The sequence below is a fragment of the Cryobacterium melibiosiphilum genome (assembly GCF_003602235.1).
Classification (GTDB): Bacteria; Actinomycetota; Actinomycetes; order Actinomycetales; family Microbacteriaceae; genus Cryobacterium; species Cryobacterium melibiosiphilum.
The window spans coordinates 1-17,184 of sequence record NZ_QZVS01000066.1 but is presented as its reverse complement, the minus strand read 5'-3'; the positions used below and the strand labels follow the sequence as shown (position 1 = coordinate 17,184).

Here is a 17,184-nt window from a genome sequence, read left to right as displayed (position 1 = left end):
ATCGCAATGGACAAGAACGAGATCAAGCAGATTCTCGCCGAGGAGATTGCAAGCGAGCTCGCGATGCCGGCTGACCAGATCGACGACCAGGCCAGCTTCATGCGCCTGGGCATTTCATCGGTGCAGGCGTTGAAAGTGGTCAATCGGCTCCGCAAGCGCATCGAGATGGACATCAATCCCGTCGTGATCTTCGAGTTCAAAACCATCGACGACATCGCCGAGCACCTGGCGGAGGAAGCCGAGGATCTCGAAACTTCCTACGCATTCGCAGCCGTACCTCGGCTCATCGAAGGACCTGACCAGACCGACAACCATCGGAGAGGCCCTCTGAAATGACAATCCCGCAATCGGCGAATCTCGCCTACCACGACCGGGTCAAGAAGATCCTGCCGGGCGGAGTGCACTATAACTTCAACATACCATGGGAGGAGGTGCCACTGCACTTCGTGAACGGCAAAGGAAGCCGCCTCGTCGATATGGACGGCAAGGAGTACCTCGACCTCTACGCCCGCTTCGGCGCGATGATCCTCGGACACGCGAACGAGGAGTACCTCGACGCTCTCAATGAGGCGATGCGGCGGGTATTGTGCGTGAGTCACTGCGATTTTGACGCCGACGCTCTTGAGAGCATGAACGCTCACATCCCCAGCGCCGAGATGATCCGCTTTGGGCTCTCCGGCACCGAGATATTGCAAACTGCGCTGCGCCTGGCACGCGCTTATACCGGCCGAAACCGATTCCTGCGGTTCGAGAACCACTACCACGGTAATGCCGACAATGTTATGGGCGGTCGCGTTCTTGACCGGCGGATTCCTGCGCCAGTCGACTTCCGCGGCGATTACAAAGGCACTGCGGGCCGTGCGAACGACATCATGGCCGAGCAATCGTTCATGATCCCGTGGAACGATTTCGAACGCCTGGAAGAGTTCTTCGCGGAGTACGGCGACACCCTCGCCTGCGTACTCACCGAGCCGGTCGCGGTGAACGCAGGCTCGATTGACGCCGCCCCGGGCTATCTCGAACGGTTGCGCGAGCTGAGTACGCAGCACGGCGTCGTCCTCATCTTCGACGAGATGATCACCGGCATGCGCCTCGGCGTCGGCGGTGCCCAGAAGCGTCTCGGCGTCACCCCCGATCTCGCCACTTTCGGCAAGGCGATCGGCGGTGGGGGTGTGCCCGTATCGGCCCTGGTCGGTTCCCGCCAGATCATGCGCCTACTTGAGGACAAGACGGTTATCCACGCCGGCACCTACAACGGTTATCCGCTCGGGACAGCTGCAGTGAAAGCGACCTTCGATATTCTCTCGCGGGACGACGAGTCGGCGACGCTGCAGATGCAGCGCCGCATCAGCGAGCTGCAAGACACGCTCGTGCGCGAGGCTACGAGAGTCGGACTCCCGCTAGTCGTACAGGGCCCGGCCGGCGTCTCGTCCTTCCATTGCAACGACACACCGCTCAGTACCCCCGGCGACTACGGCTTCGAGGTGATGAGTAAGGACATCATCGTCGCCACCTCGCTGCAACGACACGGCGTCCTCATCTCGAGTGTCTCCCGCATTTATCCGAACGTGCAGCTCACCGACGGTGATCTCGACTTCTTCGAGAGCCGTGTGGGCGCGGCCCTCACCGAGGCGAAGCAGCTGATCGATGAAATCTACTGAACGACGACAGAAACGATGACCATGAGAAATTCGTCAACGACCACTCCCGCGGTGAATCATCGCGGCACGCCATACACGAAGTATCTGATCCTCTTTCTCGCGCTCTCCATCGGGTCGGTGTGGGCACTCGCCATCTTCTTCCTCGCCAACTACGACCTCGCGGTCAGCGTCGTCGGTGAGCTCAAACTGACGAACCCTGTCGTCATCATCATCCTGCACAGCCCGGCGATCGCAGCTCTGCTCATCTTCGCTCTCTACGACGGTTGGCGCGGCATCACGAACTTCTTCCGCACTCTCGTACCCCGGCGCACCGACCTTCGGTGGCTTGCGGCGCTCATGGCGATTATGGTCGCCTACATCTTCGCGGTGCGCTACGTCGGAATGCTCTTCGGCATTCCAATGCCACCTGAGCCGCTCGCGCCGGTCGACATGGTGCTCACGTTCTTGTCGATGTTCATCATGGAGATCGGGATGCTCGCCATCACGGTCGGCTGGTACGGCTTCTTCCTGCCGTTCATGCACAGGGTGACCAAGAGCCACATCTGGTCGGGCATCGCGACCGGCGTCGGTATCGGCGTGTTCGTCGCCCCCGGCAACTTGTTCTCATCGTTTGAGCTGGCGACCGCGTGGCCAATCTATGTCGCCCAGCTCAGTGTGCTGTCGATCGGTATGAGCATGCTCATCAGCAAGGGCAAGGGGAACGTGCTCTTCTTCCTATTGCCATTCTGGGTGTCAGCTTCGGGCAGCTGGCTCGACCTCTACTATTTCAACACTCCCACCCAGCTCGTACAGCTCGGCCTGTTCAGTGCACTCGTCATGCTGCTTCGGTTCGTCCTGAAGCGCCAGTCGGGTGGTCAGCTCGACGCCCCATTCTCCTTTCCGGAGTACCTGGAGCACGAGTACACGGTCGCGAAGCGCGCCCCGATCGCAGGCAAGGGCGACCGCAGTCGTGAGCACGCCGCCCGAACCGGCGTGCTCACGGGAGTCTCACCGGTGTCATCCGTGTCCAGGTCAGCGGAGCCAGAACCCGACGAATCGGTTCGCGAGGGGATTGTATGACCAGTAACACCGTTCTCTGGCACCTGCGCCCCGACGCTGCCGGCCGCCAGCTCCTCCTCTTTCCCTTCCTCGGCGGATTCGGCGCCTCCTTCAATCCACTGGTGCACGGCCTTCGCGACGGCTGGGACGTATGGACCATTAACCCTCCCGGACATGGCCCGTCCAGGGAGGCTCCGATAGATCGCCTCACAGAACTCGTCGACCGCTACATCGACGAGTTCGTGGGGCTGCTGCGGCCGGGCGCGATTTTCTTCGGCCACAGCATGGGCGGCATCGTTGCGTACCACGTGATCAGCGCGCTCGCCCGCTCGGGTCGCCTCGCTCCCGAGCTCGTGCCCGCTGACCTCGTGCTCTCGGCGGTGTCCGCGCCTAGTAATCTGCCGGCCCAGCGCTGGTCGCATTCAAACGACTCCGAGTTGCTCGCGCGCCTGATCGATATCGAAGCGATCCCCGAGTCGATCGCGGCGGAACCATCGCTGCACGGACTGTTCCTTCCCGCCTTCCGTTCGGACTGCAGCGTGCTCGATGATGCCCGTGCTCTACCCGTCGAACCTCTAAAGGTACGCACCCGCCTCATCCTTGGTGAGCTCGACCCATATACCCCGAGTGGCACCGCCGACGCTTGGCAGCGCCACCTGGCGCTGCCGCTGCGCACACACGTACTCGCCGGCGAGGGGCACATGTACGTGAGGCACGCGCTCGAGCCGCTCGATCGGATCCTCGCCGATGTGCGCGACGCGCACACCCCGGCGCCGGTCAATGCGCTGCGGAGGTAGAAGTAATGCCTCGTGAACACTCCCACTCCGAAACACGCGCACCCCGCGCCGACCTTGACTCGACAGACCAGCTCGAGCAGCACGGGGAGGTAATCGAGCCGTCGGAGAGTGCCGCGGAGGTAAACAACTTCCGGATTTTTCTCATGATCTGGGCAGCACAACTCGTGGCTCGCGTCGGCAACGGGCTCACCGCGTTCGGTCTCGGCGTCCACGTCTACCAGCAGACGGGCCTCAGTACCTCGGTCGCACTTGTCACAGTGGCGGCGTTCCTGCCCGGCATCCTGCTCGCACCACTAGGCGGAGTGCTGGCAGATCGCTTCGACCGGCGCCTGCTGATGATCTTCGGCGACACCGCCTCGGCGGTGGGCCTCGTGGCGCTCCTCGGTCTCTTCCACACTGGGACGGATAACGTTGCGCTCATCTGTGTCGCCGTGGCGTTCAGTTCGGTGTTTACGTCGGTGATGGACCCGGCATATCGCGCCACAATCACCGATCTCCTCACCCCGAAACAGTACGCCCGGGCGAGTGGCCTCGTACAACTGGCGAGCGCTTCGCAGTACTTGATCTCGCCGGCGATCGCGGGAATCCTCGTAGCCTCGTTCGGCGTCCAACTCGTTGTTCTGATCGACATCAGCACCATGGCGTTCACGATTGTGAGCATGCTGCTCGTCTGGCGCGCCATTCCGAGCCGCACTCCTGTCGCCGAACGCGGCTTCTGGGCCGATCTGCGCTTCGGCTTCGCGTACTTTGTTCAGAACCGCGGTTTGCTGCTGCTCATGCTGCTGATCACCCTCATTACCTTCTGCATGGGCTTCCTGCAGACACTGCTCACGCCGATGCTGCTCGATCTGTCGGATGAAAAGATACTAGGTGCCGTTCGTTCGTTGGCTGCCATCGGCATGGTGGTAGCTAGCCTTCACATCGGCGTGTTCAACATGGGTACGAATCACCGTGCTTACCTGTCATTGGCGCTCGCCGCTGCCGGCGTCACCGTGTTTTTGATGGGGACGACGCCGGAGGTGCCGCTTATCGGCGTCTTCGCGTTTCTCTTCTTCATGACTTTGCCGCCGCTGAACACGAGCGTCGAGGTACTCGTGCGGGCATCGGTCCCGAATGAGATCCAGGGGCGGGTGTGGGGACTGATGGGTCTTGTCTCCCAATTCGGCTACGTCGTCGCCTACGGCGTCTCAGGTCCACTCGCCGACCTAGTTTTCAACCCCCTGCTCGTCAAGGGCGGCGCCCTCGCCGACACCGTCGGGGCCCTCATTGGCACGGGCGAATCCCGTGGCATCGGCCTCATGCTGATGATCGTCGGCGTGCTGCTCGCCGTTATCGCGCTGCTGCTTCCTCTCATGAAGAGTGTGCGCGAGATGCAGGCCACGCTCATCGCGCGTTCCGCACAGAAACGGACTTGACCTATGTGGATCGTAGGAATCATCGGCGCAGGCATCGTCACTGCGCTTATCCAACTCGCGATCGGCGGGTTCCAGGCTGACTTTGTCGAATGGATGCGGGTGTTGTTGCTGCATCAATTCGCCGTCTCGCATGGCCTTATCGCTGTGCTCGGATTCATCATCAATGTCCTCTATCCAGAACGCACCGCCGCGAGGCTTGGCTGGCCGAGCGGACCGTTTCAAGTGAAGTACGGTTTCGCTCAGCTCGGCCTCGGCGTCATGGGCGTCCTGGCCATCTGGTTCCAGGGTAATTTCTGGGTGGGGGTCCTCGTTACCCTCTACATCTACGGTCTCAGCGGATTGTGGACCCACACGCAGGAGATCCTGCGCGCGCGCAAGGTGACGCGGAACGTCGCCGGCGTCGAACTGTTCAACATCATCCTCGACATCGTGTACCACTTGGTACTCACCTGGATGTCGCTCCAAATCCCCGGTATCTGGGTCTTGTCGTAGGAGGCACCGCAGCACATGTACTTCAAATACACGCTCAACGACCTGCGCAAGAACCGCGGCGTCAACATCTCCCTGCTCGTGGTCCTCGCCCTCAGTGCCTTCCTCATGGCGAGTGGTGCGATGGTGATGGAGCGCACGCTCGGCTCGGTGAACGCCTTGTTCGATCAGGCCAAGCCGCCGCACTTCTTGCAGATGCATAAGGGTGCGTACGACGAAGCGGCGCTGGATGCCTTCGCCACCGAGCATCCGGAGATCGACTCCTGGCTCATCGAGGACATGGTCGGTTATGACAGCGCCGCGATCGCCTGGGCCCGCCCGGGCACGACGGAGTCCGGCACCCTGTCGGAGAGCCTCATCGACAACCTCTTCGTCACGCAGAACACCGAGTTCGACTTCCTCCTCGACGCCGACAGCGCCATCGCGCAGCCGGCCGACGGCGAGACCTTCGTGCCGGTCGCCTACCAGCAGCGCTTCGGGCTGCAAACCGGTGACGAACTGCGTATCCGCACCGATGTCGGCATCGAGGAGTTCGTCATAGCGGGCTTCGTGCGTGATTCGCAAATGGCCTCGTCGCTGTCCTCCGCGACGCGGTTCCTCGTCTCCGACGCCGATTTCGAGCGACTGCTCACAAGCGGCGGCAGTCCCGAGATCATCGTCGAGTACCGGCTCGCAGACCCGGCACAGGCGAACGATTTCCAGGCCGTCTACGAGTCGGATCAGTCGTTGCCGAAGAACGGGCAGGCCGTCACCGGAGACATGATCCGCATCATCAACGCCATCAGCGACGGCCTGGTCGCTATCGCGTTGATGTTCGTGAGCCTCCTGCTCATCTCCATCGCCCTCCTCAACGTCCGCTTCGTCATCCGCGGCACGTTGCAGGACGAGGTTCATCAGATCGGCGCGATGAAAGCGATCGGCCTGCCGGACTCGACCATCTCCGGTCTGTACCTATCGAAGTACAGCGCGATGACGCTCATCGCCTGCATCATCGGCGGCGGGCTCGCGATCGTCGCGTCGCAAGCGCTCACCAGCGGCATGCAGACGAGCTACGCCACCGCCCCTGTCACAGCGCTGACCTTTTTGGCCCCGATCGCCGCGCTCACCACGGTGTTCTTTATCGTCATCGCAATCTGCCGCCACGTGCTGCGCCTCATAAATCGCGTCGAGGTCGTCAGCGCCCTCGTGCACGGCTCGACCCTCGACGAGCGACAGACCGCCCGACGCGCGAAGCGGCTCGCCCGCCGGGTGCGCCGCTCAGCGTTCGCCTCGTACGGCGGCGGCGACCTGGGCCGCCGGATCTCGCTCGTCGACCTCCGAACCGAGGCCGGCCAGTGGGTGCTGCTGCCGCTTGTCTTCCTGCTCGCCGTGGTCCTGATCACGTTGCCGACGAACCTGCTCACCACGTTCCAGAGCCCGAAGTTCGTCACCTACATGGGTGCGCCCGAGAGCGACCTGCGCATCGACCTGCAATTCTCTGACGATTTGGAGCAGGTGCGGGAGGACGCGGATGCGGCACTCGCCGCCGACTCCCGTCTCGTCCAGGTGCGCAGGTTTGCGAACGAGCTCGTGGAGACGCGCGGGGACGAGGGGTGGGAGTCGATGCGCGTCGAGGTCGGGGACTACTCGGGGGACACGATCCAGTACCTGCGAGGCGGGCCACCCGCCGCCGGTGAGATCGCGCTGTCGGTGCTCAACGCCGACCGATTCGGTGTCGACGTCGACGACGCGTTCACGGTCCGCCGTGACGGCAGCGAGGTGACACTGACGGTGAATGGTGTCTATCAGGATATCACCAGCGGCGGCCAGACCGCCAAGATGGCGGGCGGCGCGACCGGCGTCGTCACCGGCTACCTCTACTACGCCACCACCACCGCCGGGCAGGACCCCACCGTGATCGCCTCCGACTACGGCGACCGGTTCTCGGCCGCGACCGTCGTACCGATGGGGGAGTACGTCTCGCAGACCCTCAGCTACGTCACCATTGCTTTCTTCAACGCGGCGGTGCTCGCCGTCGTGTTCGCGATCGGGGTCGCCGCGCTCATCACGACCCTCAACCTCACCCTGCGTCTCGCCCGCGAGAAGCGCCGCTCCGGCATCCTCTCCGCGCTTGGATTCTCCGGCTCGGAGCTCGCGGCGCAGCTGCGGTTCAAGGCGATCCTCGCCGTCGTGATCGGCACCCTACTCGGCGTCGCCGTCGCCGCGACCCTCGGCGAGGCTCTCGTGGGCGCAGCGATCTCTCTCGCCGGTCTCGGCATCTCGAGCCTGGCGTTCATCCCGAACCCGCTGCTCGTCTACGTGGCCTACCCGCTGCTGCTCATCGTCGTCGGCACGATCAGTGCCGTCACCGTGGCGTCGCGGCTGCGTCGCGGCGACACGAGCGCGTGGCTGCGCGCATGATCCAGACACCCCGTCCCACGAATCACGAATCCCCGAACGGATCACCCATGACGCTCTCCGAAGCCCCTTCGACTGCTCCCGTACTCGTCAGGACCGCGCTGGTCACGACCGCCCTCGAGAAGTCCTACTACTCGACAGAGCCGCCCACCCGGGTGCTCAACGGCATCGATCTCACCGTCCGCCAGGGCGAATTCCTCGCCGTCATGGGCGCCTCGGGCTCCGGAAAATCGACGCTGCTGTACTGCATCAGCGGTATGGACCGGCCGACCGCGGGCGCCGTGCGCCTCGGCGACCTCGACCTCACCGAACTGAGCGACCGCGACATGAGTCACACCCGGCTCACGAAGATGGGCTTCATCTTCCAGCAGGCGTACTTCTTGTCCAACTTCAATCTGCGCGACAACATCCTGCTGCCCGCGCTCAAGGCACAGCCCAAAGGCCGCGCCGAAGTCGAAGCCCGCGTCGACGCGCTTCTCGAGCGATTCGGAATTTCGCACGTCGCCCACCACGGCATCACCCAGGTGTCGGGCGGCCAGCTGCAACGCGCGTCGATCTGCCGGGCTCTAGCCACCAAGCCCGCAGTGCTCTTCGCCGACGAGCCCACCGGGGCTCTGAACAGCAGCATGACCCTCGAGGTGATGGACGCGCTCACCGGCGTGCATCGCGACGGCACCACGATCATGATGGTCACCCATGACCCCGCGTGCGCTGCCCGCGCCGACCGCGTCGTCTACCTGCGTGACGGCCTCCTCGTCGATGAGCGGGACCTGGGCGCCTGGCAGCTGGCCGACACCTCCCGGCGTGAGGACGAGCTCCTCTCCTGGCTGCGCGACCACGACTTCTAGGGGTCGTGCCGCCGCGACGCGACCCGGCACGCCTCGGCCCCGGTCAACCGCAATCGAAACGCCGATCCACCACAACCCGAACACCACCACAACCCGAACACCAAGGAGTCCATCATGAATGCAGCGGAATTCACCGAGGCAATAGCTGAATTCACCTCGAAGCCGGCCGCCCAGATCAGCATGACGGACGGTCTCGCGCAGATCGGCGTCGATTCAGTCGGCATCTTCGAGTTCCTCATGAAGCTCGAGGACCGGACTGGTGGCGGCGACGTTGAGGTGACCGGAGAAGTCCGGACCGTCCAGGACCTCTTCGACGCGGTGCAAGACGCCGCCGACGCCGTGTCTGCATAGTGTTCCCCTCTCTGCACACCATGGAACGCGTAGTCATCACCGGTATGGGCGTCGTCAGCCCGATCGGCACCACACTCGCCCAATTCGAGGCGAGCCTCTTCGCCGGACGGCACGGCATTGTGCCGATCGACCACTTCGACACCGAAGGCATGTCCGTAAAGGTCTACGCCCCAGTGTGCGGTCTCGCCGTGGAGGAACACTTCGCGCCACAAGAGCTCCGCCGCCTCGATCCGCACAGCGTCTTCGGCATGATTGCGGCTCGCGAGGCCTTCGCGCAGGCTGGCCTTGCCGGCGAGATCGATCCCTACCGGCTCGGCGTCAACATGTGTAGCGGGCTCGGCGGCGTCGAGACGGCGCTTGGTGAATACGACGTGCTCCGGGATCGTGGCCCACGCAAGGTGTCGCCTATGCTCATACCGAAGTGGATCCCGAATATGATCGCCGGGCTCGTCTCGATCGACGTCGGCGCTCGAGGTGCCTCAGTGTCGCACAACGCCGCCTGCGCGTCAAGTGCTGTGAGTATCGGCGCCGGCCTGCGCGCCATCCGCCACGGGTACGCAGACGCGGTGGTCTGCGGCGGCGCTGAAGCCGTCACTCAGCGGCTGATGATGTCCGGATTTCAGTCCCTCAGGGCGCTGAGCACCTCCAGCGATCCTGATCGCGCAAGCATTCCGTTCGACAGAGAGCGCAGCGGCTTCGTCATGGGGGAGGGTGGGGCGGCCATCGTGCTCGAACGTGAGTCGCACGCTCGGGCTCGCGGTGCCCGCATCTACGGCATCGTCAGTGGTTACGGCATTACCAGTGATGCTTCGCATATCACCGCGCCTGCCGAAAACGGTGAGGCGATCGCCCGAGCTATTACCGATTCGCTCGCCGAAGCCGATGCCGCGAATGGGCCCACTGGTGACGCGCCCCTGCACGTCAACGCGCATGGAACCGGAACCATTTTGAACGACCGGATCGAGGCCGCAGTCATCGAACGAGTGCTCGGCGAAGAGACGCTCGTGACCTCGACGAAATCGATGACCGGTCACCTGCTCGGTGCCGCTGGTGTGACCGAAGTGATTGCCTGCACGCTCGCTCTCACGGCCGGTGCGGTACCGGCGACCGCGGGCACGATCGAACTCAGCGAGGGGATGCGCGTTGACGTCGTCCGTGGTTCGGTGCGACAGGCGGCGATCACCCGGGCGGTATCGCTCTCGCTCGGATTCGGCGGCCACAACGTGGCGCTCGTCATCGACAGAGCTGGGGCCTGAGGCGGTGTTCCGTCCGTTCGAAGACGCGCCGCACGGTGCGGCGACGACGGTCGTTGCTTCGTCGGGGTTCAGTATGGTGATGCCCGTCGAACTTGTGGTTGCGCGCACAGATCTCATCGACGCCGCCACCTTCCTGCGCCTGCGCGCCGGACTGCCCGCAGACCGGCGCGAGCGCTGCGACGCGTATTACGTCGAGCACGACCGGCACGCGAGCGCCTTGACGTTCGCTCTGCTGCAGTGGCTCTGGCAGGAGCGGCACGGGGCAGGGCCGATGCCGCACGTCGAGCGCGCCGCGAACGGCAAGCCACGTTTTGTTGGTGCCGCCGGCTTCGAGTTCAACCTCTCGCATGACGCTCGGGCGTGCGTCTGTGCCGTCGCGTCCGTTCCGATTGGTGTTGATGTGCAATCGCGTGTGTCCTTCGACGACGCACTCTTCGAACGCATCGCGGCACCCGCGGAACTTGCGCTGCGCGAACGCTTCAGGCGTCTCGGCGACCTGGCTTGGTTGTGGAGCCGTAAGGAGGCAGTGGTGAAGCAATCGGGTGTCGGATTGCGTGCGCCGCTGCAGTCAATCGATGCCCTCACGGAGTCGGGTCTCGTGTCTTTCGCGGTAGACGGGATCGACGCGGTGATTAGCGTCAGCGTTGACGGTGCAGTGAACGATGGGTTCCTCGGGTGCTGCCGGGTGCGTTTGATCGAGCCGATCAAGCCGGTGAACGAGATGATGAGTTCTGTCGTTTGGCGTGAGCGAGTTCTCCTGCCTGTGCCTCTTCAAGCTGCGGGCCTCTGACCCTCGACTGCCTTCGGTGACCGTCACCTTCGCATGCGATCGGATACTCTCGGCGGCGATCTGCGAAATCGTCACCACTATGCGTTCCATCGGTCGGGATGATTTTCGAAGCGGATGACAGCTGGAGGGCGCTCGCGTCCACGCCCTGTCATACTCAGGCAAGTCGTTAGCTTTGGGGGAAGAATGAAGATCACACATGTGTCTGTCCGGAACTATCGGAGTTTGAAGAAGATAGATCTATCAATTGACTCCTATACGGCCCTCGTCGGTGCCAACGGTTCGGGCAAGTCATCGATCCTGTACGCACTCGACTGGTTCTTCCGTGGGCACGAGCTCGATCTCTCGGACGTATGCGATCACAAAGAGGGGAACCCGCTCGACGCGGGGACAGTCGTTGAGGTCACGGTGACTTTCGGAGGACTCACCCTGCGCGATCGCGAGCGGCTCGGGGAATATGGCCGCGGAAACGCCGCAGTGTTCAGTCGATCTTGGATACCGGGCGAGGCGAAGACGAAGGTAGTCGGAAACGCTCTTCAGGGACCAGGATTCGCGGAGCTGCGGGCGATGAAACTGGTCGGTGATTTTCGCAAGAAGTATGTCGAGCTTCGTGTCGATTTATCGGAGCTACCGGATCTCGGCAAATCTCCTTCCAAGGAAGATGTTGTGGGTCAGCTCGCGGCATGGGAAGGGCGCTCGGAAAACACCTCTCGGCTGATAGCGGTCGATTCTGCAGATGCCAACCACATGTTCGGCATCAACGGCCCAAACGTCATCCGTGACTGTGTCCGACTGGTGCTGGTTCCTGCATCTACGTCGATCGCCCAGGATGTCGGCGGGCTATCGAAGGACTCTGCCCTAAGTGAATTAATCGGGACTCTGATGTCGACGGCGGGAGCCGTGGCCCGGGCGGACTGGCTCGTACGTTACGCGGATGAGGTCGGCGAGCTGAATCGAGTTGTCCGCGAAAGCGTGGAAACGGCGACCGCGCTGCAGGCCGATCGGATCAATTCCCGGCTTTCCAGTTTCATTCCGAATGCGCGAGTCGAGTTCAAACCGACTGTCCCGGAATGGAACCCGAAGAACGACGCCACGGTGTCCACAAACGTAGTCGTCGACGGGATCGTCAATGACGTATCTCGACAGGGACACGGCGTACAGCGAGCGGTCATGATCGCCATGTTCCAGTCCTTGGTACCTGACGCGGCGCATGCAGTAGGCACACTTAAACCACTCGATGGTGAGAGCGAAGATGAAACTGCTGCGCGGCTCACCAACGAACTTGCAGGCCTGCCCGCTCTGATTATCTGCATCGAAGAACCCGAAATCTATCAACATCCCATCAGAGCGCGAACGTTCGCGCGAATCTTGACTGAGCTCAGCAGCCAGCCGGAAGCTCAAGTTCTGATCGCCACCCACAGCCCCTACTTCGTGCGGCCGGAGCAGTTTGCCTCTCTCCGTCGACTTGCGTTGGTAGCTGGGAAGTCGACCGTGGCAAACACCACAGCCCTTGAGGTCGCCACGGCAATCAGCGGAAGCGTGGACCAAGTCGCAAAGATCGTTGAGAAGCGCCTTCCGACGTCGTTCTCCGAAGGTTTCTTTGGAGACGCAGTCGTTCTCGTCGAAGGAGATACCGACAAATCAGTAATTGAGGCGCTCGCAGAAAAGCTGGGGCTGTCACTGGATTCGAGGGGAATCTCAGTGCTCGATATGGCTGGTAAAAGCGGTCTCCGCATTCCCTACGCTATGTTCGCAGCGCTCGAGATTCCCGCCTATGTCGTCGCGGACGGTGACGCACTCGGGGCTGCCCGAAAATACCCGAACGATCCCATCAAGCAGGCCGGTGCCCACGCAAGCCATCAAAAGGCCACCGAAGGTGTCACGTCCTGGCTCAGAGCCTCGCCCGCGAGGAACGGCACTACGCCGTATGTGTTCAAAGCTCCGAGTGTCGTGGCTGACGGCTACATCGTCTGGGAAGACGACATTGAACATGAGCTTGCCGGGTGGGGAAGCTTTCAGACTGCGCTCACGGCCAACGGTGGCGCTCTTCGACGCAAAGACCTCCTTACCTATCGCACGGCCGTCTTAGACGCCGATCTCGGTGACTTGCCCAATACTCTCCGTATCGCAATTCAAGCGATCGCGGACTTTCGTCAGGGATGATTCTTCATCTCGGGAGCCCGCGAGCTGCCGACAGTGCTCAGCGGTTGGAGCGATCGCACGGTTCGGCGGCGTCTCGCGGGCACGGCTCGTCGTCCCGCTCGCGTCTGGTGTCACAGAATACTTCGGAGTCCTCGGAATGACCGGCGGACGTGCCTGCGCTTTCTGCGGCAACACAGGTGCCCTGACCCGTGAGCACGTATTCGGCGATTGGCTCAGCAAGATCGGGCTCGAGGACGACCCTGTCGAGAGTGTCGCGGGCTCGCTCAATCAGATCGGCAAACGGATGGGGGAGTCTCGTCCGTTCCGGGCGAAGTGTTAACGTCGGGCCAAAACAGGGCCAATAGTGCCACTTGAAACCGCCCCGTCTGAAAACAGGACCACTATCTGTGTTTCTACTATGCCGTATCAGCGACAGGCTGGTGGCTTTTGAGTCGATAGCTGGCGCCTTTGAGGCTGAGAACCTCGGCGTGGTGAACGATTGTTAGCGGCCATGAAGAACGGCTCATACCCGGCCACGGGCGAGCCCATATACGGCCAACATTCGATGGCCGTCAGTGGGCAGGCACTTCGTCGGAGTTCGTTCCCGAATTGGACGCCGGCCGATACGTTTACTCGGGCCGATTCCCCGCCCTGTTTGTATCCTTGTGGGAACGCGGATCCCTTTGAACTCCCCCGTCCGGATCTGGCGCTGTTCCTTGCCGCCACAGGTCACTTGGGGCAAATGTGGGACGATTGCTGGCATCGGTCCGACGGCGGACCGGCAACCCCGACGAGTCGGCACCCGATACCGAGTGAGACAGGCGCAGACCCGGAATTCGGCGGGCAGCCGCCGGCTGAAGGGTGCGTTTCGTTTGGCCGTCAGCGGGCAGGGCGTGGGCGGCCGATATAAACGCCCGCGATGGCCACCAACTGCCCGCTCATAGTCGACAGGAAACGTCCCGCAAGGGGTTCCGCTTACGGAACGATCACAGGACTGAAATTCAACAGAGTCCGGGACCGCCTAAATTCCTTTGAGCTGTACACGGCCGCGCGGATGAACTGGATGATTTTGGCATCAACGACACAATGGCTGGCGCATCGTCGCGTAGGTTTGCGCGGTGCTGAGAATCTCAAGTCCTCGCCAAGACCTGCCGTCACCCCGTGCACACACCACGCCAGCTGTCGAATTTTGCCTGGGACTTGTGCAGTGAAAAGCTCGGTTCAGCGCTGGGGTTGCGATCTTGCAGCCCCGGTGGCGCCACCTCAAAGTTGGTGAGCGCAGGAAAGTACCCCAGGGGGATTCTATGAAACGCATGCCGATCACACTTGCATTGGCAGCCGCAGCGATGGTGGCTTTGTCTGGGTGCCAAGCGAACCAGCCGATCGAACCCGATTCATCAGCCTCAGCCTCTCCAGATCCTGTCGAATCCTCAGCCTCTTCGGATCCTGTCCAAACAGACGAACCCAGTTCGCGAGAATTTGCGCAGGCCTGGGCAGATGAAACCTTTGGCGCCTTTAAGGCATTCACCGCCAGCGGCAATGGTGCCGGTGACGTCCTCCTGCCTGACGACGCGAAGTCTGGTTTTTACACCATCTCTTGGGGTCCTAACCACTGGGACAACGAGCGCTCCGGCGCTCAGATCATTGGCGAGGACGGCACCCGACAGTCTCAGGGCTGGGCCGATTTTCCGGGCGATTCCGCCAGCGTGGCTTATGGCGTGGATCCCCTGAGTGATCCCGCGGCGTCGATCAGGGTCGGGCCAGGTGCGGGTGATTGGTCTATCACGGTGTCACCCATTTCGGAGCTCCCGGCGCTGCCCGAAACCGGCGGGTTCAACGCCTACCTGTATGCAGGCGCTGAACAACCGGTCGTCTTCTCCACCACAAACTCTGGGCGAGTCGGCGTCCAACAATTCAACGGCGTCGATTCGTCCGACAGTATTCTCCACCAGGACGCTGCGGGTACTCTCCTCGCTGGCCCCAGCGTCGTCAACGTCCAGCTGGTAAGCGTGAGTCCGTGGACGCGTTCTAAGGAGTAGCGAGTCGTAGCGGAACAGCGCCGAATTGGCACAGCCGCAGAAGCGTTCCGCAAGCGTTTGGCGAATTCAACCAATCGTTGCGACGACCACTTGAATCCGCCGTTCCTCTGCGACACAGCGTCGGCAAACTCGGCCGCCAGGTGGTTCAGCCCAAGCTCTCCCCCGCGCTGCAAAAGTACCTGGTGGAATTGCCGTGTCCGGTACTCGCTCGATCAGTGAATTCGCGGAACTACTCACGGTCGGCCGGGCCACGGTTTACCGGGCCATTTAGCGCAGCACCGCCGGCCGGCGGTGACACGTGCCGCTCGAGCTATTCAGGGTTGGATAGGCCGGGACCGCGAGTAAAGTACCTCGCTTGCGCGAGTAAAGTCCAGTCTGAGATTTTCCATCCCGCGTCGCCCCCAGCTCACGCGACACTTCTCGTGATCTGGGGCACACTCCACACTTGAGCACTCACGTGCTGGGCGATCTTGTCGGGGCGGAAGCCTGACCAGTGGTCGTGTTCGTCCACGACAACTACCGGGGCTTGGCTATACCCGAGTTCTTCCATCACATACTCCAACGCGGCCGCGCTGCTGGTGAGGTCTATGACCTGGTACTCAATACCCGTCCCGTCGAGCGCGCGATAGGTAGCGGTGCACTGCACGCAATTCGGCTTGCTGTAGACGGTCATCATGGTTGGGCCGTTAGTCGGTGAGCCCGAGTGATTTGCGCAGCTGGTCCTCCGTGACGCCGTGCAGCTCTCCCTGGTGCTGTTTGAGCAGGTCGAGGGCTACTCGTATGAGGGTGTTGTCTGTCAGTCGCTCACCGGCGCCCTGTCGGCGTTGGTTGAGTTCCTTGCGCTGCGCTTCGACCCATTCGAGCTGGTCGGGTCGGATGCGGGTTTCTTTGCGCTCATAGGTGAGCCAGCGCGGGACGCTGCGAACGTCTTGGGGCTCTGCCTCGGGCTGTGCAGCCGGGGCGCTCACGCGTGCCGCGGTTGGCGCTACGTCTGCCGTCGGTGCGGTCGGCGCGGGCTTTTCGACCTGGGGAGCAGGTGGGCCGGCTACAGCAATGTCGCCACCCAGCATGGAACCGAGATCCCTACGTGCCATTAGTGAACCGCCTCTGTCGTCTCGTGCGCCCAAACCGTGAGCAATTCGGTTGTTACCGCGGCGAGGTCGGCTTGAGCCTTGGTCGCGTCGCGGCCGCCATAGTGGAGGATCGAGACGCCTTCTCCGGTGGCGTCTTCATATACCTGGTACTCGCGCAGGAATGAGCGGAAGTGCAGGTATCCCGCGCCGTCGAGCAGGTCATACAGGCCACGTGCGTCTTTGAAACCCCCCGTTGCATCAATGCTCCGCGGCTTAACGCGGTTCGCCAGGACCCGATACGGCACGCCACGGGCTATGACGTGTTCGTTTAGCGTTCGCGTGAGGGGCTTAATCGACAATGCCGTGGCTTTGCACGGGAGGATGACGAAATCGGCCACGTCGAGAACGGCATCCAGCACAGGGAGGTCGTGCAGCGAACCGGGCGTATCCACCAGGATCACGTCATACGGCAGCTCACGCAGCCGGGCCAGGTTTCCCACCTCTGTATCGGCGGCTAGGTCGAACTCGAATTCGGGGCCGTGGTCGAACCACCAGGCGCTTGACTGCTGCGGGTCAACGTCCACAACTAGGACACGTGAACCGGATGCGGCCAAGGATGCTGCCAAGTTGATTGTCACGGTGGACTTACCGTCCCCGCCCTTCTGCTGAGCTACTGCGACTATTCGCATGTGATGACCTTTCAGATTGTGGGCCGAGTTCGTAATTCGGAGTTCGTAACTCCTAATTCGTAGTTACAAGTTCGGAGCTACAAACTTAGCCTATGCGGTATGGGGGGTCAGCTCACGAAACGGAATAAATAACACGCTAAGAGTTTCCGGGTCGGCGCAGGGGGCGGAGTTTTCCGGCTTTGGGTTGGCGGGGGTTGTTCCA

16 protein-coding genes are annotated in these 17,184 nt (G+C 62.3%); 13 read left to right on the top strand and 3 right to left on the bottom strand.

The features are described 5' to 3' along the window. Nucleotides 1–6 precede the first annotated feature (6 nt). From D6T64_RS05195 to D6T64_RS22200, 13 genes are all read left to right on the top strand, one after another. Entirely contained in the window at nt 7–336 is a 330-nt protein-coding gene (locus D6T64_RS05195) for an acyl carrier protein (RefSeq protein WP_119972677.1), read from the top strand. A gap of 95 nt (nt 337–431) precedes the next feature. Further along, on the top strand, nt 432–1,661 hold the full coding sequence (locus tag D6T64_RS05190; protein WP_233550837.1) for an aspartate aminotransferase family protein: 1,230 nt from the start codon (nt 432–434) through the stop codon (nt 1,659–1,661). 21 nt (nt 1,662–1,682) lie between these two features. After that, nucleotides 1,683–2,720, top strand: coding sequence for a hypothetical protein (locus tag D6T64_RS22855; RefSeq protein ID WP_199719071.1), 1,038 nt, complete (start codon nt 1,683–1,685; stop codon nt 2,718–2,720). Beyond that, entirely contained in the window at nt 2,717–3,496 is a 780-nt protein-coding gene (locus D6T64_RS05180) for a thioesterase II family protein (RefSeq protein WP_119972671.1), read from the top strand. The genes D6T64_RS22855 and D6T64_RS05180 overlap by 4 nt, the downstream gene beginning before the upstream one ends. Nucleotides 3,497–3,501: 5 nt before the next feature. Continuing rightward, nucleotides 3,502–4,911, top strand: a complete 1,410-nt coding sequence (locus D6T64_RS05175; RefSeq protein WP_119972668.1) for an MFS transporter — start codon at nt 3,502–3,504, stop codon at nt 4,909–4,911. 3 nt (nt 4,912–4,914) lie between these two features. After that, a complete protein-coding gene (locus tag D6T64_RS05170; RefSeq protein ID WP_119972664.1) occupies nt 4,915–5,403 on the top strand; it encodes a DUF6790 family protein in 489 nt (162 codons plus the stop codon). Between the two features lie 15 nt (nt 5,404–5,418). Beyond that, the gene (locus tag D6T64_RS05165; protein ID WP_119972661.1) at nt 5,419–7,800 is read left to right on the top strand and encodes an ABC transporter permease; all 2,382 of its coding nucleotides are present in this window, start codon (nt 5,419–5,421) and stop codon (nt 7,798–7,800) included. Between the two features lie 47 nt (nt 7,801–7,847). Beyond that, nucleotides 7,848–8,645, top strand: a complete 798-nt coding sequence (locus D6T64_RS05160; RefSeq protein WP_119972658.1) for an ABC transporter ATP-binding protein — start codon at nt 7,848–7,850, stop codon at nt 8,643–8,645. A 114-nt stretch (nt 8,646–8,759) separates the two neighbouring features. Then, nucleotides 8,760–8,996 (top strand): acyl carrier protein, encoded by a 237-nt coding sequence (locus tag D6T64_RS05155; RefSeq protein WP_119972655.1) that lies wholly within the window; start codon nt 8,760–8,762, stop codon nt 8,994–8,996. Nucleotides 8,997–9,016: 20 nt separating this feature from the next. Next, entirely contained in the window at nt 9,017–10,252 is a 1,236-nt protein-coding gene (locus D6T64_RS05150; protein WP_119972718.1) for a beta-ketoacyl-[acyl-carrier-protein] synthase family protein, read from the top strand. A gap of 79 nt (nt 10,253–10,331) precedes the next feature. After that, the gene (locus D6T64_RS05145) at nt 10,332–11,042 is read left to right on the top strand and encodes a 4'-phosphopantetheinyl transferase family protein (protein ID WP_158594813.1); all 711 of its coding nucleotides are present in this window, start codon (nt 10,332–10,334) and stop codon (nt 11,040–11,042) included. A 114-nt stretch (nt 11,043–11,156) separates the two neighbouring features. Then, nucleotides 11,157–13,202, top strand: coding sequence for an ATP-dependent nuclease (locus tag D6T64_RS05140; protein ID WP_119972649.1), 2,046 nt, complete (start codon nt 11,157–11,159; stop codon nt 13,200–13,202). Between the two features lie 1,283 nt (nt 13,203–14,485). Continuing rightward, the gene (locus D6T64_RS22200; protein WP_147364476.1) at nt 14,486–15,220 is read left to right on the top strand and encodes a hypothetical protein; all 735 of its coding nucleotides are present in this window, start codon (nt 14,486–14,488) and stop codon (nt 15,218–15,220) included. A 406-nt stretch (nt 15,221–15,626) separates the two neighbouring features. On the opposite strand, the gene nrdH is transcribed toward D6T64_RS22200, so the two are convergent. The 3 genes from nrdH to D6T64_RS05120 are packed head-to-tail and all read right to left on the bottom strand — an operon-like array spanning nt 15,627 to nt 16,982. Next, the gene (nrdH, locus tag D6T64_RS05130) at nt 15,627–15,896 is read right to left on the bottom strand and encodes a glutaredoxin-like protein NrdH (RefSeq protein WP_119972641.1); all 270 of its coding nucleotides are present in this window, start codon (nt 15,894–15,896) and stop codon (nt 15,627–15,629) included. A 10-nt stretch (nt 15,897–15,906) separates the two neighbouring features. Then, nucleotides 15,907–16,314 carry a hypothetical protein gene (locus tag D6T64_RS22850; RefSeq protein WP_199719069.1) on the bottom strand — a complete coding sequence of 136 codons (408 nt, stop codon included), beginning with the start codon at nt 16,312–16,314 and terminating at the stop codon, nt 15,907–15,909. Continuing rightward, the gene (locus D6T64_RS05120) at nt 16,314–16,982 is read right to left on the bottom strand and encodes a ParA family protein (RefSeq protein ID WP_158594811.1); all 669 of its coding nucleotides are present in this window, start codon (nt 16,980–16,982) and stop codon (nt 16,314–16,316) included. Before D6T64_RS05120 ends, D6T64_RS22850 begins: the two co-directional genes overlap by 1 nt. Nucleotides 16,983–17,184 lie beyond the last annotated feature (202 nt).

Bases quoted from the DNA above. Each gene is read 5' to 3' on its own strand.
- D6T64_RS05195 (WP_119972677.1), top strand. From the start codon at position 7: ATGGACAAGAACGAGATCAAGCAGATTCTCGCCGAGGAGATTGCAAGC.
- D6T64_RS22855 (WP_199719071.1), top strand. From the start codon at position 1,683: ATGAGAAATTCGTCAACGACCACTCCCGCGGTGAATCATCGCGGCACG.
- D6T64_RS05180 (WP_119972671.1), top strand. From the start codon at position 2,717: ATGACCAGTAACACCGTTCTCTGGCACCTGCGCCCCGACGCTGCCGGC.
- D6T64_RS05175 (WP_119972668.1), top strand. From the start codon at position 3,502: ATGCCTCGTGAACACTCCCACTCCGAAACACGCGCACCCCGCGCCGAC.
- D6T64_RS05170 (WP_119972664.1), top strand. From the start codon at position 4,915: ATGTGGATCGTAGGAATCATCGGCGCAGGCATCGTCACTGCGCTTATC.
- D6T64_RS05165 (WP_119972661.1), top strand. From the start codon at position 5,419: ATGTACTTCAAATACACGCTCAACGACCTGCGCAAGAACCGCGGCGTC.
- D6T64_RS05160 (WP_119972658.1), top strand. From the start codon at position 7,848: ATGACGCTCTCCGAAGCCCCTTCGACTGCTCCCGTACTCGTCAGGACC.
- D6T64_RS05155 (WP_119972655.1), top strand. From the start codon at position 8,760: ATGAATGCAGCGGAATTCACCGAGGCAATAGCTGAATTCACCTCGAAG.
- D6T64_RS05150 (WP_119972718.1), top strand. From the start codon at position 9,017: ATGGAACGCGTAGTCATCACCGGTATGGGCGTCGTCAGCCCGATCGGC.
- D6T64_RS05145 (WP_158594813.1), top strand. From the start codon at position 10,332: ATGCCCGTCGAACTTGTGGTTGCGCGCACAGATCTCATCGACGCCGCC.
- D6T64_RS05140 (WP_119972649.1), top strand. From the start codon at position 11,157: ATGACAGCTGGAGGGCGCTCGCGTCCACGCCCTGTCATACTCAGGCAA.
- D6T64_RS22200 (WP_147364476.1), top strand. From the start codon at position 14,486: ATGAAACGCATGCCGATCACACTTGCATTGGCAGCCGCAGCGATGGTG.
- nrdH (WP_119972641.1), bottom strand. From the start codon at position 15,896: ATGATGACCGTCTACAGCAAGCCGAATTGCGTGCAGTGCACCGCTACC.
- D6T64_RS22850 (WP_199719069.1), bottom strand. From the start codon at position 16,314: ATGGCACGTAGGGATCTCGGTTCCATGCTGGGTGGCGACATTGCTGTA.
- D6T64_RS05120 (WP_158594811.1), bottom strand. From the start codon at position 16,982: ATGCGAATAGTCGCAGTAGCTCAGCAGAAGGGCGGGGACGGTAAGTCC.